Below are 15394 nucleotides of genomic sequence, written 5' to 3'. Positions count from 1 at the left end.
CCGTGCCCCTGCGTCCCTACGCCTGTGCCAACTGTGGCCACTGGCAGCGCTGGTTCGGCCCACCGCCGTTCTGCCCGGTCTGCACCGACGTGCGCAACGCGTTGCCCTCCGACGGCTGGCAGTTCCTCAGCGTCGAGGAGGTGGCGGTCGGCCGCCGGGTCTGCTCGGCCGTCGTCACCCCGGGCGTGACCGGTTATCGGACCGAACCGCAGCTCGGCCTCGGCAGCATCGGCTGGGTGATCGAGACCGACCTCGGACCGGTGGGTTGGGAGGCGGCCGGCTGGTATTCCGCCGCCGCCCTCGCCGAGATGCGCGCGCACGGCGGTCTGGCCGCGCTCGGTGCCAGTCACGTGCACGGGTACGGCGCCCTGTGGCAGCTCCAGGACGAACTGGCCCCGCCGGTGCTCGCCGTCGGCGTCGACGACCTGGTGTGGACCAAGGCATTTCAGGTCACCTGGCCCATCGACGACCGGCATCCGATCGCGCCCGGTTTGACCATGCATCGCAGCGGAGGCCACTTCCCCGGGCACAGCGTCCTGCACGACGAGCGACGCGGCATCCTGTTCGTCGGCGACCTGATCAAGGTGGAGCTGAGCGGCGAGACCCCCGTCGGGCTCTCCTGCCACAAGGCCTACCACGCTCAGATTCCGCTGTCCCACGCCGAGCTGCGCCGGGCCCGTGACCTGGTCGAGGAGCTGGACTTCGACGCGGTCGCGACGCCCTTCGAGTACGCCGCGCCCGTCGCCCGCAAGCAGGTGCTCGCCCTGTTCGACCGGCAGCTCCGGGGGCAGCCGATGGCCGGTCCGATCCCGATCGAGGAGCTGACATGACCCGAATCGTCGAACCGTCTACCGCCACGACCTCGACCGCATCCGTCGCCGAGCGGCTCGCCGACGCCCTACCGGCCGGGGAGGTGGGCGACTTCGACGTGTCCGGGCTGGACCGCCTCGGCGTGCCGGTGGTCTCCGCCGATCACCTGGCCGCCGACTGGCCCAGGGCCGCCGCGATGGGCTACGGCGCGACCGCCGAGCAGGCCCGCATCGGCGCTTACGGGGAGCTGGCGGAGGCTCTCTTGCTGCACCGCCACCTGCGGGCGATGACGCCCCGCCGGGCGTCCTACCGCGAGCTGCGCGCCGCGGTCGGCCCGCACGGGGTGGTCGATCCCCGCTCACTGATTCTGCCGGCCGGGACGGTGGTCGACGACGACCAACCCCGCTCCTGGCTGCCCACCGTGCGGTGGCGCACCGGCGAGACGGTGCTGGTGCCGGCCGAGTTCTGCGCGGCGGACGCCGCCGACCTGCCCTGGCAGGACCCGGCCGAGCGACTGATCCCGGTGATCACGAACGGTTCCGGCGCCGGGGACACCGTCGAGCGCGCCGTCGCGCACGGCCTGCTCGAACTGCTCCAACGCGACGGCAACACCACCGCCTTCCGGGCCATGGACGCCGGCGTGGTGATCGACGTCGACGAGGTGCGCGACCCGGTCGTCCGGCTGCTCCTGGACCGCCTGGCCGCCGCCGGCATCGAGGTGCTGCCGAAGCTCGCCTCGACCGCGTTCGGCATGGCCGACGTGCACGTGGTCGGGGTCGACCGGGAGCCGGAGACGCCGGCGCTCGCGGTCACCGCCTGTGGCGAGGCCGTGCACCCGGATCGGGAGGTCGCGCTGCGGAAGGCGCTGCTGGAGTACATCTCGTCGCGTTCGCGCAAGGTCTTCTCGCACGCGTCGCTGGACCTGCTGCGGCCGATCGCGCCGGAGGCGTACTGGCGGCGGGAGTTCGCCCGGCCGGCCGAGGCGCAGGAGCGCCGGGCGATCACCGCCATGCGCGGGTGGACGAAGCTCGACGGCGCGCAACTGCTCGCGCTGATGGAGCCGGTGGTGTTGGCGCACCGCGACAGCGTGGCCCTCAGCTCACTGCCGACGGTCGCGCCCGGCAGCCTCGACGACCAGAGCGCGTTGCTGGCCGAACTGCTACGCCGCCTCGCCGATTTCGACGTGCTGGTTGTCGTCGCGCCGGGGGAGGGAGCGACGGTGGCGAAGGTGATCGTGCCCGGGCTGGAGGCGGAGACCATGTCGTACGGGCGGATCGCGGCGCGCGGCGTCGAGCGCCTGCGGGACCGTGACTCGCCACTGGTCGGGTTCGGGGCACCACCGCACGCCGGCGCCGCGCCCGTGGTGCTCGACGAGGCCGGCCGGGACCGGCTCGGCACCGCCGAGGCCTGGCTCGATCTGGCGGCGGTGGCCCGCACCATCGGTCCGCTCTATCCGCTCTACCGGGAACCCACCCGGCACGCCGTGGCGCGGAGCGAGTGATGGCCCTGCGCTACGCCTACAACACGAACGGCCTGACCTCGCACCGTCTCGACGACGCCCTCAGCCTGCTCGCCCACTCTGGTTACGACGGGGTCGCCCTCACCCTCGACGTGGCACACCACGACCCGTTCGCGCCGGGGCTGACCGCGCGGACCGACCGGCTGGCCCACCGGCTGGACATGCTCGGGCTGGCGAGTGTGGTCGAAACCGGAGCCCGGTTCCTGCTCGACCCGCGGCGCAAGCACCACCCGACCCTGGTCTCACCGGACCAGGTGGACCGGACACGGCGACGTGACTTCCTCCGGACCTGTGTGGACGTCGCGGCCGGACTGGGCAGTGAGGCGGTGTCGTTCTGGGCGGGGGTCCCGGAGCCCGGCACCGACCGGGAGCGGTGCTGGCGCTGGCTCGTCGACGGCGCCAACGACATCGTGGCGTACGCGGGGCGGCGCGGCATCCGCTGCGCGTTCGAGCCGGAGCCGGGGATGCTGGTCGAGGACTGCGACGACTGGACCCGCCTCGTCGCCGAGGTGCCGGATCTCACCCTGGCCCTGGACACCGGGCACTGCCTGGTGTCCGGCCGCCACGAACCGGCTGCCGCGGTGCACGCGTTCGCCGACCGGCTCGGCGCGTGCGCGATCGAGGACATGCCGCGCGGTCGGCACGAGCACCGCGCGCCCGGCGAGGGTGACCTCGACTTCCCATCCGTGCTGGGCGCGCTGGCGCGGGTGGGCTACCGCGGCCTGGTCAGCCTGGAGCTCTCCCGTGACGCGCATCGGGCCGACACGCTGGTGCCCCGCGCGTTGGCCGCGCTGCGCGACGCGGAGCAGTCGGCGCGCAACCACGCGGAACGATCCGCGGTCGTCGCGGAGGTGAGCGGGTGAGGATCTGCTTCGTGTCCCGCCGCTACTGGCCGGCCGTGTCCGGGATGAGCGCGTACGCCGAGAACCTGTTGCGGCACCTGGTGCGTGCCGGCCACGAGCCGACCCTGATCTCGCAGTACCGCGGCGACCAGGCCGGTCGCGCCGTGTACGGCGGGGGCCCGCCGCCGCCGGACCGGGTGCCCGTCGGTGTCGAGGTGCACGCGCTGGAGGCCCGCGGCGAGCAGGCCGTGGTCCGCGGCGAGCCGGCCGACTTCGAGGCCGACGTCGACGAGATGACCGACACCATCCTGCGGCTGCACGCCCGTCGACCCTTCGACGTGCTGCACGCGCAGTACGCCTATCCCAACGGCCTCGCCGTGCTGCGCGCGGCCCGCGCTGCCGGCCTCCCCGCCGTGGTGTCCGTGCAGGGCGGCGACGGACACTGGGTGGGCACCTGCTGCACCACCCACCGGCAGCTCGTGCGGGCCGTCTTCGCGCAGGCCCCCGCGCTGCTGATCGGATCGCCCTCGTTCGCCGCTGAGGTGTGCCAGCGTCACGAGCTGGATCCGGCACGATTCACCGTCGTGCCGGGCGCCACCGACGCCGAGCGCTTCGTGCCGGTGGGTGAACCCGGCCGGATTTCTGATCCGGCGGTGCTGCTCTACCACGGGCGGATCGACTCCCGTAAGGGCGTGTTGGACCTGTTGGACGCCGTCGCCAAGCTGCGCGCGGACGCCGTGCCGGTGCGGCTGCTGCTCTCCGGCATCGGCCCGGACCTGGACGCCGTCGCCGCTCGGATCGCCGAGCTGGATCTCACCGGCGTGGCCGAGTTGCTCGGTGCGGTGCCCTACGAACGGGCCCACGAGGTCTATGCCCGGGGTGAGATCTTCGTGAGCCCCACCTATGCGGAGGGATTCTCCAACACGATTCTGGAGGCGATGGCGAGTGGCCTGCCTGTCGTCTCCACCGACGTGGTGGGCGTCCGCGACTGCGTACGGCCGGACGAGAACGGCGTGCTGGTGCCGGCCGGGGATCCGGCGGCGCTCGCCGGGGCTGTCCGCCGGCTGCTCGACGACCCGGCACTGCGCCGCCGGCTCGCCGCGCAGGGGCGCGCCGACGTCGAACGGCGGTGGAGTTGGCCGGTGATCGCCGACCAGATCGTCGCCGGCTACGCGGGCCTGGCCAGGGTCGTGACGGACATCGCCGACCCGTCGGTCGACGCGACCTGCCGCTTCCGGGCGGCGCCGCACCTGCTGTGAACGGTCGCGATCATCGCGCGGCCGGGCCGGCGGGGCGGGCGGTGGCGGTCAGTCCCCACCTGGACGACGCGGTGTTCTCCGTGGGCGGCACACTCGCGGCGCTGGTCGCCGCCGGGTGGGTCGTGCGGATCGTCACCTGTTTCACCGCGACCGTGCCCGATCCGTCACCGTTCGCCCTGGCGTGTCAGCTCGACAAGGGCCTGTCGGCCGACATCGACTACATGGCGTTGCGTCGGGCGGAGGATCGAACGGCCTGCGCGGTGCTCGGGGCGCGTCCGGTGCACCTGCCGCTGGCCGAGGCGCCCCATCGCGGGTACGCGGAGGCGGCGGCGCTGTTCGCCGGGGTCCGCCCGGACGACCGGGCGGCGGACGTGCTCGCCCCGGCGCTGCGGCCGCATCTCGCGGGCGCCGACCTGATCCTCGCGCCGCAGGCGCTCGGTGACCACGTCGATCACCGGATCGTCGCGGAGGTCGTCTCCCGCGCCGCCGTCGAGGTGTTCTGGTGGCGCGACGTCCCATACATCAGTCGACGGCCGGACGCGGTGCCGTGGCGGTGCGTGCCGGTCCGGGCCGAGGTCGGCGTTGACATCGGTGACCACCTGCTGACGAAGGTGAGTGCCGCCGCGAGTTACCGGAGTCAGCTCGGGTTTCAGTTCGGCGACGCCGGAGTGGCCGGGCTGCTGCGCAGCATCGCCGACACCGAAGGGGCCCGCCTGGGCGTTCCGGGTGCGATCGAGGTGCTGCGGGGCGTGGCGGCCCGGCTTCCCGGAACGGTGCGGCACGGCCGGTCGTCCACGACCGGAGGTTGACATTCGATAGTCGAGCGTCGATGCTGGGAGCGCTTCCAAAGGTTTCCTCGTCGAGGAGTCGTCCGTGACCCCACGCCGTGCCCTGCCCACCGCCGCTCGCGTAGCTCTGGCCGTGGCGATCACGCTGCTGGGGTCCCTGGCGCCCGTCGCGACCGCCAGGGCGGCAAGTGCCGAGGTGTACGAGGCGGAGCGCGGTGACCTCACCGGGGTGACCGTCGACTCGGCGGTCGCTGGATTCTCCGGCACGGGCTACGTCACCGGCTTCGACGAGGCCGACGACCAGGTCGCGATCGAGGTCCCGGATTCGCCTGGCGGACTGTTCGAGTTGACCGTCTCCTATCGGGCGCCCTTCGGTCAGAAGACCGCCTCGTTGCTGCTCAACGGCGCCGGCAGCGGCGAGGTGGTGCTTCCGGCCAGCGAGACGTGGACCACCGCACCCGCCGGCCGGGTGCTGCTGCGTCCGGGTGACAACACCGTCACGGTGCGGAGCAACTGGGGCTGGTACGAGGTAGACGCGATCCGCCTTGCGCCGGTCGGGCCCCCCGACCCGCACCAGGTTGACGATTCCCTGGTCAACCCCGACGCCGATGCGCCGGCGCGGGCGTTGATGCGGTATCTGGCCGCCCACTACGGTCGTGACGTGCTCGCCGGCCAGCAGGACATGAGCGGTGTGCGTTGGCTGGAGGAGAACGTGGGCAAGGCGCCAGCCATCGCCGGGCTCGACCTGATGGACTACTCCCCGAGCCGGGTCGAGCGCGGCGCGACATCCAGCCAGATCGAGGACGCGCTCGGCTGGGATGCCCGGGGCGGCATCCTCACCCTGACCTGGCACTGGAACGCGCCGACCGGGTTGGTCGACACTCCCGGAAAGGAGTGGTGGCGCGGCTTCTACACCGAGGCCACGACGTTCGACGTGGCGGCGGCGCTGGCCGACCCCGACTCCGCTGACTACCGGTTGCTGATCCGGGACATCGACGCGATCGCCGTTCAGCTCGCTCGGCTGCGCGACGCCGGCGTGCCGGTGCTCTGGCGTCCGCTCCACGAGGCCGAGGGCGGTTGGTTCTGGTGGGGCGCGAAGGGGCCGGGCCCTGCCAAGCAGCTCTACCGCCTGATGTACGACCGGTTGACAAGGCACCACCACCTGGACAACCTCGTCTGGGTGTGGAATTCCGTCTCGCCCGACTGGTATCCCGGTGACAACGTGGTCGACGTGGTCAGCGTCGACTCGTACCCGACCGCGGGCGATCACGGTGCGGTCAGTGGCTCCTACGATCGACTGGTCGATCTGGGAGGTGACCGCAAGCTGGTCGCACTGGGCGAGGTGGGATCGATCCCCGACCCGCAACTGACCCGCGCCTACCGGGCGGACTGGAGCTGGTTCGTCACGTGGAGCGGCGGCTTCCTCACCGACGGCATCTCCAACTCACTGGACTTCCTGCGCCGGATCTACCGGGACGACCCGCACGTGCTCACCCTCGACGAACTGGGCGACTGGAAGGAGGCCGCCACCGCGACGCGGTGCACGGCGGCATGGCGGATCGTCAACCAGTGGCCCGGCGGGTTCCAGGCCGAGGTGGTCGTGCACAATGCCGGTGCGGTGCCGCTGAGCGGCTGGACGGCGCGTTGGTCGTTCGACGCCGGCCAGCGGGTGGCCCACTCCTGGAGCGCCGCGCTGACGAACGACGGTGACGCGGTCACCGCCAGGAGCCTTGCCTGGAACGCGCGACTCGCCCCCGGGGACACCGCGACGTTCGGTCTGGTCGGCAGCGGCTCCACCGCGAGTGTGACACCCGCCTGCGTGGCCGCGTGACCGCTGCCCCAAGCGACTCCGATCGAAGCAACCGCGCCCCGCACACTCGGGAAGCTGTCGGTGGTTCCCGTCGCTTCGACGCCCAGGGGCGAGCGTCGTCGGTCGGCCAGCCCTGCGCGCCGTACCGCTGCGGGGAATGCTACCGCTCGTCCTCTTCTCCCGCGGCTCGGCTAGGACCGGCCGGGGGCATGCGCTCGGCTCTGGGTGGCCACCGTGAGGGGGTCGGCGAGCAGTCGTTCGAAGGCGAGCTCGGCGGTTCCGATCAGCGCCGCGTCTCTGCCGAGCGCGGCGGGCAGCAGCCGCGTCCGGCGGCGAAGCGTCGGCGGCACCATGACGTCCAGGCGGCGATGCACCGAGGCCTGAGCAACGGCGTACAACTCTCGCAGCGATCCACCGAACACGACGGCCTCCGGGCTGATCACGTTGACCAGGTTCGAGACTCCGAAGCCGAGCCAGTCGGCGACACGCTCGACCGCCCCCGCGGCGGCGGGTTCCCCCGCGGCGGCGGCGCGCAGGACGTCGGTTGCGGCCTGCGGGCAGTCCGTCTGCCGGCCCGCGTGACGCAGCAACGCCCGGTCGTCGATCTCGGTCTCCCAGCACCCGCGCGATCCGCACCGGCAGGGCCGGCCCTGCGGGTCGACGACCATGTGGCCCACCTTGCCACTGTGCCCACGATGACCGGTCATCAGGCGACCGCCGATCATCAGGCCGGCGCTTACCCCGGCATCGCCGTGCAGATAGATGAAGTCGTCCAGACCCGTCGCTGCGCCCCGGACCCGCTCGGCAAGCGCGCCGAGGGCGGCTGGGTCGCCGACCACGACGGCGGGATCGGCCAGTCCCGCCGGCAGCGCGGCGCGCCACGCGGTCACGTCGTCCTCAGCGCGCGGTCGCCGTCCCTCCTCCGGCCGGCTGTCGTCCACCGCGATCGCGCCGCCCACCAGGAGCGCATCTGCGTCATCTTCGCGTTCGAGATCGTGGACGAGATCTGCCAGGGCGGTGATCGTCGCACTGACCGGACGGGCCGCGGGCCGTCCGACCTCCCGCAGGCCGAGGAGGCGGCCGCCCAGGCCGAAGCGCGCCGCGCGCAATCGGTGGGTCTCCACGCTGAGCGCGAGCGCCTGGATCCGATCGGAGTGGGAACTGAGGACCAGGGAGGGCCGGCCGGCACGACGGCTCTCGGTCGGGGCGTGCTCGACGACCAGATCGGCGGCGGTGAGTTCCGCGGCGAGCGCGCCGATGGTGCTGCGGTTCAGGCCGAGCCGGCTGGTCAGCTCGGCCCGGGACGTCGGCCCGTGCAGGTGTACGTGTCGGAGCACGGCGCCGAGATTTTGCCGGCGGATCTCTTCCTGGCTGGCCCCCGGTGCGGGAGACGCGGGAAACATCGATTCCTGACCCGGCCTCGCGGATCGAGGCGATGTCGACAGCGACACTATTCGCCTCCTTCCGTGCCTTGCTCGGTGAGGCTCGGCCGAACGGCGGAGCCGGTGGTCCGAGGGCCGAAACCCCCGGAGTCCACCGGCTCCGATGACGACCCGACGACGCTACTTCGTCAGCGGTCCGAGCTTCGGGTCGTTGGCGTACGCCTCGGCCGCGTTGGCCTTGGTCACGGCCACCGGCGGCAGGAGGTAGGTGTCGACGACCTTGACCCCGTTGTTGTAGGACTTGGTGTCGTTGACCTCGGGGTTGTTGCCGGCCTGCAGCGACTTGACCATGGCGATGGTCTGCTTGACCAGGTTGCGGGTGTCCTTGTTGATGGTCATGTACTGCTCGCCAGCCATGATCGACTTGACCGACTCGACCTCGGAGTCCTGGCCGGTGACGACCGGGACGGGCTTGCCGGCACCCTTGATCGAGGTGATGATCGCGCGGGCCAGGGTGTCGTTGGGGGACAGGACGCCGTCCAGCGTCTTGCTGCCGTAGGTCGAGGTCAGCAACTGGTCCATCCGGGCCTGGGCGCCCTCGGCCTTCCAACCCTGGATGGCGGTCTGCTTGACGTCGGTCTGCTTGGAGGCCACGACGACGTCGCCCTTGTCGATCGCCGGCTTGAGCACGCTCATCGCGCCGTCGAAGAAGACACCGGCGTTGTTGTCGTCCGGCGAACCGGAGAACAGCTCGACGTTGTACGGCCCGTTCGGCTTCTTGGCCTTCATGCCGTCCAGCAGCGCCTGGCCCTGGAGCTGGCCGACCTTGAAGTTGTCGAACGCGACGTAGTAGTCCAGGTCCGGCGTGTTCTTGATGAGCCGGTCGTAGGCGATGACCTTGACGCCGGCCTGGTGGGCGGCGGCGACCTGGGTGGAGAGCTGGGCGGCGTCGGTCGCGCCGATGACGATCACCTTGGCGCCCTTGTTCACCATCGCGGTGATCTGGGCCTGCTGGTCGGCGACCGTGGTCGACGCGCCAGCGTACTGCACGTCGCTCTTGAAGCCGGCCTCCTTGAGACCGTTGGTGAACAGGTCACCGGCGAGGACCCAGTTCTCCGAGGTCTTGGCCGGCAGCGCGACGCCGATGAGGGAGTCGGCCGCGAAGCCCTTGTCGCTGCCCTTGTCGCCGCCCGAGTCGCCGTCGCGGCCGGAGCCGCAGGCGGTGGCGGTGAGCGCCAGCGCCGCGATGGCGCCGATCGCCACCGACTTGCCGATCAGTTTACGCATGGTTGCGGTTGCCCTTCTGATGAGTGGTACGGGGAGGGATCGGTGACCGTCAGCCGGGCACCGTGGTCCGGCCGGACTCCCGGTCCGCCGCGGCCGAAGATTGAGATGGCAGGCTCGTGTCCCGTCGGAACGGCCGGGTGATGCTGCCGATGACGGAGAAGCGGCCCTGGCTCTTGTTGTAGACGTCGAGCGCGACGGCCAGCAGGAGCACCAGACCCTTGATGATCTGCACCCGGTCGGTGCCGACACCGAGCAGCTGAAGACCGTTGTTGAGCAACCAGTACGTGCAGGCGCTCTCCGTCAACGGGACGGCTCGCCAGCGCCCCTGGCTGCGGTACGGCGACGTGGCCGGCGGCGCCACGCTCGCGTACACCATGGGTGGTGCGCCCTCGGCCTGGGGCACCAACCCGTCGGACGTGCCGCCGTCGTTCACCGACGGCGCCACCCCGCCGCCGGCGGCGCCCGAGCTCGGCCCGAACCTGGCCGCCGGCAAGCCGGTCACCGGATCCGCGGCCTGCGCCAGCTCCGAGGGCCCGGAGAAGGCGGTCGACGGTCGGCTCGGTGGCGCCAGCAAGTGGTGCTCACTCGCCACCGACAAGTTCCTCCAGGTGGACCTCGGCTCGGCGCAGACCGTGCGGTCCTTCGTGGTCAAGCACGCCGGCCTCGGCGGTGAGACCACCGGTTGGAACACCGGTGCATTCACCATCGCGACCAGCACCGACGGCGTGGCCTGGACGAACCGGGTCTCGGTCAGCGGCAGCCGGTCGAGCCGCACATACCACCCGATCACCGCGGTGAGCGCCCGATACGTGCGACTGAATGTCACCACTCCCACCAACAACGGCAACAACGCGGCGCGCATCGACGAGTTCGAGGTGTACGGCGCCGGTGGCGCGAATCTGGCGTTGAACCGGCCCGCCACCGCCGACTCGCAGTGCGCGAGCACCGAAGGTCCGGAGAAGGCCGTCAACGGCAGCGTCTCGGGCGGCGCCGCCGACAAGTGGTGCTCCACCGGCACGAACCGGTTCCTCCGCGTCGATCTCGGCTCCAGCCGCACGATCACCGCCATCAGCGTGTCCCACGCCGGAGCCGGCGGCGAGGACCGGGCGTGGAACACCCGCGACTTCGACCTCCAGGTGTCCGCCGACGGCTCCACCTGGACGACCGCGGCAGCCGTCCGTGGCAACACCGCCGATGTCAGCGAACACCGCGTCACGGCCTCCGGCCGGTTCGTCCGGGTGTCCGTCCTCGTGCCCACCCAGAACGGGGATCCCGCTGCTCGTCTGTACGAGGTCGAGGTCTTCGGCACCTGATCGGGACAGGTGACGGTGGCCGGCGCGAGCGTCGGACAGCGGGTTCGCCGACCCGCGCCGGTCCCGTCCCCGTTCCGCACCTCCTCGTCGACGCGGGAGGCGTACGGTCTCGGCATGACCCTGTCCGACGATGTGCTCGACCTGCTCCGGAAGCCCAGCATCTGCTTCCTGACGACTCTGATGCCCGACGGTTCACCGCAGATCACCGAGACGTGGGTGGATACCGACGGCACCCACCTGGTGATCAACACGGTGCAGGGCTTCCAGAAGGTTCGCAACGTGATCCGCGATCCGCGGGTCGCCGTGGCGATCGCCGATCCGGACGACCCGAGCCGCTACCTGGCGGTTCGGGGCCGAGTGGTCGACGTGTCCGAGCACGGGGCGGTCGAGCACATAGACCGGCTGTCGCAGAAGTACCTCGGTCGCCCGTACCCGTGGTTCGGCGGCCGGGACCAGGTCCGGTTGATCATGAGAATCGAGGCCGAGCGGGTCAGTGCCCCCCATTGAGGGGTGCCTGGCGAGCCGCCGCGCCAGCACGCCGATCACGGCCGATCGCGGCACACCGATGATATTTGATTCACATTTTTAACATCACTGTTGCGGGCGCAGTTCCGGAACTTGCTTCCGAGCTGCGGTATCGCCGCCCCCGGAAAGGCGGAAATACTTTTCACGCCAATGCTTTCAGATATTTGTGGAGATCGTTGTTAGCATCGACGGCAGTGCATGATCGACGATCTCCGTCGGTCGCCGGCTCGGGGGAGGGAGACCAGATGCGGAAAAGATCAGTTCGCGCGGGAGTCATCGGTGCGATCGCGGTGGCGGGGGTGGCGCTGTTCCCACAGGCCGCGCTCGCCGGGGGCGGTAGTTCAAACTGCACCGCGAACAAGTGCAGCGTCGGCGTCGCGGACTTTCCGGGCGGCACGATCTCCGTCGACGTGGACGTGTCCGGGAGCGGAACCGGCGTGTTCGTGGTGAGTGGCCCGAACAACTTCAAGTGCAGCGGCAGTTTCCCGGCCACCGGCGGAGTCCGGTCCTACGTCTGCCGCAACGCGCCGGCGGGTATCTACGCCGCCAGTGTGTCCGGTCCGTCCGGTCCCAGCGCGGTGGGCCTGCGCTGGTAGGAATCGCCCACTGATTCTCGCCGGCATTTCTCGATCGCTGTTTCACGAAGGAGATTCTGTGCGAAAGGCATTGGTCCGCACCGGTTCGGTAATTGCCGCGGTGTCCCTGGTGGTCGGCGCGTTCCCACAGGTGGCGCTCGCCGCCGGCAGCAGCGCCAACTGCACCGGCGCCACCTGTCAGACGAGTGGTTACGGTTTCCCCGGGGGAACGGTGTCGATCGACGCCGACACCGGCGGCACGGGCACCGCGATCTGGGGCATCAATGGGCCCAACGGTTACAAGTGCAGCACCACGTTCTCGGCCGCCGGTGGCGTCCGCTCCTGGGTGTGCTACAACGCCCCGAAGGGCACCCTGAACGCGACGGTGTCGGGGCCGGCCGGTCCGTCCGTCGTCGGCATCCGCTGGTGACCGAGGCGCCGACCCGGGACTGATGGTTCGGGGAGGCGCCGCGCGACCTGGCCGGGCGTCGATCGGAGTTGTCTCCGGTCGACGCCCGCTTTCCGGTCCGCCGTGGCCAGGGCGCGGGAGGGCGCGGTGCCCTGGGCCACGGCGGTCGCGCGCTGGTCGTGAAACTGCCTGACGGGTGTCAGGTCCAGTAGAGCACCCGGACAGCCGGCAGCCGGTCGGTCAACTCGCCCTCGAACCAGGCTCGCAGCTCGCCCATGACGGCGGCTGGATAGACGTACTTCACCGCACCGAAGCGACCGAATTTGCGGCTCCGGGACGCCTCGTCCATGTCCAGGCGGGTGCGGGGATACCAGCCGAGCAGCACCTCCCTGCTGCCCGGCGTGAACCGGTGGGTGATCAGCTCCGCGGTCAGGTCCAGCCGGTCGATGCCGTCCACGGCGTCCCGCACCCGGTCGAGCAACGCGCCGTAGTGCCCTCGCCACCCCGGCATCGGCATGATCGGGGCAATGGTCAGCCCGACCGGATATCCGGCGAGGGCCAGCCGGCGCATCGCGTCGAGCCGCTCGGGCACGGTCGCTGTTCCGCCCTCGAACCGTTCGCTCACCGGGCCGGCGTTGACGCTGAAGCGCACCCGGGTCCGGCCGGTGTGCGGCAACCCCAGGAACGAGTCGACGTCGGCGTACTTGGTGGTCCAGCGCAACTGCACCGCAGCGTCCCAGGCCCCGAAGTGCTCCACGGCCCGTCGCCAACTACCGGTGAGGTGTTCCAGCGCCAGGGGGTCCGTGTAGCACGATGCCTCGAAGGTGGTGCCCTCGTCTGCCCGCGCGGCGCGGCGGCTGGTCACGGTGCCCCGACCCAGATACGAGGTCAGATCGGTGAGGATGTCGTCGAGATCGGCGTAGACGCGGGTCACCGGCGGGCCGGACAGTGATCCGGCCAGATAGCAGTACTGGCAGTGGGCCGGACATCCCTCGGCCAGGTCGACTCGCCAGTCCGCGCTGGGCGCGATCGGTTGCAGCGACCGACGCGACGGCGGACAGGTCACGATCGCCAGCGTCGACTTGGCCCGCGCGTACGTCTCCCGATCGGTGTCTCCACGCACGCCGGTCAGCCGGTTGGCCCTGAGCCGTTCGACGCCGATGCCGAGTGCCTCGACCCGTTCGATGATCCGGTGACCGTGCGGGTGGTCGAAGGCCGCCGGAACCGCCACCACCCGTCGGGGCGTCCAGCGCTTCGCCGGGCGGGCGGGCGGCGCGAGACCGGACAGGTCGCGGGTGACCACCTGTTCGCCGCTGGCGTCGTGCGACGCAGCGGCTACCACAGGTGCCAGTGGCACGCTGACGTCCAGGGCCTCGTCGTCGGGTCTCATCGCGTGGTGATACCCGTTGCCGCTCCTGCCGCACCTGGCCATCTGGCGGGAGGGGTGGGGACCACGGGACCGACGAGACCGGCTGGAGCCACATGGTGTCGCCGGTGGTGCAGTTGCCCGATCCGCCGGAGGTCACCCCCTGGGTCTGATCGCCGGAGAGCTGGGCGCCGCCGGAGTCGCCTCCCTCGGCGCAGGCATTGCCGCGGACCGACGGGACGAACCAGCACTACCAAGGACAGGTTAGCGGAAGCTCCACGTCTGGTTTGGCTGGCGGATGCCGCAGTCCCAGATGATCAACCGGGTGCTGTTGGCGGTGCCCCAGCCGTCGGCGTCGAGGCACTTGCCGGACTGCGGGTTCCGCAGGTTGCCGTCGATGGCCAGCCACTGCTGCGCACCGTTCCCGAGGCAGGTCCAGAGCTGCACCACAGTGCCGCTGGTCGTCCGGCCGCCGGAGACGTCGAGGCACTTGTTCGTGGCGATGTTCACCAGCGTGTTGCCCTGCCAGCGCCAGCGCACCTCCGGGCCGCCGTGGCAGTCCCAGAGCTGTACCCGGGTGCCGTCGGCGCTGCGCCCGCCGGAGACGTCGACGCAGCGGCCGGATCCGGCACCGGCGATCATCCGGTCCGGCTGGATCGGTAGGCCGGGGACACCGCGCCGGTTGCCGAGCACCCATGCCTTCGAGCCGAGGCCGAGGTTGCCCGGGATGGCGCCGTTGAGGAAGTCACGGTACCAGCCGATCCAGTACGGCAGTCCGTACTGGTTCTGGGTGTAGACGTGGTCGGCGGCGGAGTGCAGATCGACCACGCCGGGGACGCCACGCTGTTGGAAGTAGTACTGTTCGCCGAGCTGATGGAGCATCTCGTGCACCCAGCCGGCCAGCGCGTCCTGGTTGTAGCCCAGGTCGTCGCGGGCGTTGACGCTGCTCCAGCCGGTGTTGTACGGCCCGGGCGCACCGCTGGAGAAGTAGGCGTGCGGTTGGAACGCGTTGTACACGAAGACGCCGTCCCACTCCTTGGCGTGGACGAACTCGGCGACGTCCTCCGGGACGTTGCCGGGTTCGACCATCAGGCCCGCGTACCCGATCGAGGTGAGCGGCCGGGGTGAGACCACCACCTGTGTGTTCATGTCCACGGTGCCGTTGGTCAGGTCCTCGACCATGCGCGGGAACGTGGTGAGGAAGGCGGCACTGGCCGCGTCGACCTGGGCCGGGCTGAGCGTGGCCGACAGGTTGGGCACCTGCGACACCGGCTTGACGATCATCAGGAAGCGCAGCGAGACCTGGGGTGCGGCCGCGGCGGCATGGGCCGGCGGAACGCCGGGTCCAGCCCCGAGCAGAGCGGTGGTGCCGAGCGCGACCGTTGCGACTGAGCGGAGCAGCCGTCGGATCAGGGAGCGTGTCATGGAGGAGTCTCCGATCTGCGGCGTGCGGTCAGGTGCGGATCCGCGACGGCTCGTCCGCCGGCCCGCGCCAGTGCGGCTCGGCGG

The 15394-nt window shown here is 71.1% G+C and carries 15 protein-coding genes; 10 read left to right on the top strand and 5 right to left on the bottom strand.

The window, feature by feature from the left end; all coding sequences use genetic code 11:
- Window positions 1–2 precede the first annotated feature (2 nt).
- The 6 genes from ACIA5A_RS26460 (at window position 3) to ACIA5A_RS26435 (ending at window position 7049) form a co-directional block, all read left to right on the top strand.
- Window positions 3–830, top strand: coding sequence for an MBL fold metallo-hydrolase (locus ACIA5A_RS26460; RefSeq protein WP_396767142.1), 828 nt, complete (start codon window positions 3–5; stop codon window positions 828–830).
- The gene (locus ACIA5A_RS26455) at window positions 827–2311 is read left to right on the top strand and encodes a YcaO-like family protein (RefSeq protein WP_396767141.1); all 1485 of its coding nucleotides are present in this window, start codon (window positions 827–829) and stop codon (window positions 2309–2311) included. Before ACIA5A_RS26460 ends, ACIA5A_RS26455 begins: the two co-directional genes overlap by 4 nt.
- Window positions 2311–3192, top strand: coding sequence for a sugar phosphate isomerase/epimerase family protein (locus tag ACIA5A_RS26450; RefSeq protein WP_396767140.1), 882 nt, complete (start codon window positions 2311–2313; stop codon window positions 3190–3192). The genes ACIA5A_RS26455 and ACIA5A_RS26450 overlap by 1 nt, the downstream gene beginning before the upstream one ends.
- Window positions 3189–4430 carry a glycosyltransferase family 4 protein gene (locus ACIA5A_RS26445; protein WP_396767139.1) on the top strand — a complete coding sequence of 414 codons (1242 nt, stop codon included), beginning with the start codon at window positions 3189–3191 and terminating at the stop codon, window positions 4428–4430. Before ACIA5A_RS26450 ends, ACIA5A_RS26445 begins: the two co-directional genes overlap by 4 nt.
- A 41-nt stretch (window positions 4431–4471) precedes the next feature.
- A complete protein-coding gene (locus tag ACIA5A_RS26440) occupies window positions 4472–5239 on the top strand; it encodes a PIG-L deacetylase family protein (protein ID WP_396767138.1) in 768 nt (255 codons plus the stop codon).
- 64 nt (window positions 5240–5303) lie between these two features.
- The gene (locus tag ACIA5A_RS26435; protein WP_396767137.1) at window positions 5304–7049 is read left to right on the top strand and encodes a glycosyl hydrolase; all 1746 of its coding nucleotides are present in this window, start codon (window positions 5304–5306) and stop codon (window positions 7047–7049) included.
- 170 nt (window positions 7050–7219) lie between these two features.
- On the opposite strand, the gene ACIA5A_RS26430 is transcribed toward ACIA5A_RS26435, so the two are convergent.
- The 3 genes from ACIA5A_RS26430 to ACIA5A_RS26420 all read right to left on the bottom strand — a co-directional run bounded on the left by ACIA5A_RS26430 (window position 7220) and on the right by ACIA5A_RS26420 (window position 10001).
- On the bottom strand, window positions 7220–8479 hold the full coding sequence (locus ACIA5A_RS26430) for an ROK family protein (protein WP_396767136.1): 1260 nt from the start codon (window positions 8477–8479) through the stop codon (window positions 7220–7222).
- 111 nt (window positions 8480–8590) lie between these two features.
- Window positions 8591–9697: a substrate-binding domain-containing protein gene (locus ACIA5A_RS26425; RefSeq protein WP_396767135.1), complete on the bottom strand. Its 1107-nt coding sequence runs from the start codon at window positions 9695–9697 to the stop codon at window positions 8591–8593.
- A gap of 49 nt (window positions 9698–9746) precedes the next feature.
- Window positions 9747–10001: a hypothetical protein gene (locus ACIA5A_RS26420; protein ID WP_396767134.1), complete on the bottom strand. Its 255-nt coding sequence runs from the start codon at window positions 9999–10001 to the stop codon at window positions 9747–9749.
- Between ACIA5A_RS26420 and ACIA5A_RS26415 the strand changes: the two genes are divergently transcribed.
- The 4 genes from ACIA5A_RS26415 to ACIA5A_RS26400 all read left to right on the top strand — a co-directional run bounded on the left by ACIA5A_RS26415 (window position 9967) and on the right by ACIA5A_RS26400 (window position 12540).
- Window positions 9967–11010, top strand: coding sequence for a discoidin domain-containing protein (locus ACIA5A_RS26415; protein ID WP_396767133.1), 1044 nt, complete (start codon window positions 9967–9969; stop codon window positions 11008–11010). The genes ACIA5A_RS26420 and ACIA5A_RS26415 overlap by 35 nt on opposite strands.
- A gap of 114 nt (window positions 11011–11124) precedes the next feature.
- Entirely contained in the window at window positions 11125–11517 is a 393-nt protein-coding gene (locus ACIA5A_RS26410) for a PPOX class F420-dependent oxidoreductase (RefSeq protein ID WP_396767132.1), read from the top strand.
- A gap of 263 nt (window positions 11518–11780) precedes the next feature.
- Complete coding sequence (locus ACIA5A_RS26405) at window positions 11781–12131, top strand: hypothetical protein (RefSeq protein ID WP_396767131.1); 351 nt, start codon at window positions 11781–11783, stop codon at window positions 12129–12131.
- Between the two features lie 58 nt (window positions 12132–12189).
- On the top strand, window positions 12190–12540 hold the full coding sequence (locus ACIA5A_RS26400) for a hypothetical protein (protein WP_396767130.1): 351 nt from the start codon (window positions 12190–12192) through the stop codon (window positions 12538–12540).
- Between the two features lie 178 nt (window positions 12541–12718).
- Here the strand turns inward: ACIA5A_RS26400 and ACIA5A_RS26395 are convergent, their stop codons facing one another.
- Together ACIA5A_RS26395 and ACIA5A_RS26390 are read right to left on the bottom strand one after the other, a co-directional pair.
- Entirely contained in the window at window positions 12719–13909 is a 1191-nt protein-coding gene (locus tag ACIA5A_RS26395; RefSeq protein WP_396767129.1) for a spore photoproduct lyase family protein, read from the bottom strand.
- A gap of 240 nt (window positions 13910–14149) precedes the next feature.
- Complete coding sequence (locus ACIA5A_RS26390) at window positions 14150–15310, bottom strand: RICIN domain-containing protein (RefSeq protein WP_396767128.1); 1161 nt, start codon at window positions 15308–15310, stop codon at window positions 14150–14152.
- Between the last annotated feature and the right edge of the window lie 84 nt (window positions 15311–15394).

This window comes from Micromonospora sp. NPDC051300 (assembly GCF_044455315.1).
In the GTDB taxonomy this organism is placed as follows: Bacteria; Actinomycetota; Actinomycetes; order Mycobacteriales; family Micromonosporaceae; genus Micromonospora; species Micromonospora robiginosa.
Note: the sequence above shows the minus strand (reverse complement) of the source record. Positions and strands in the feature narration are given on the sequence as shown.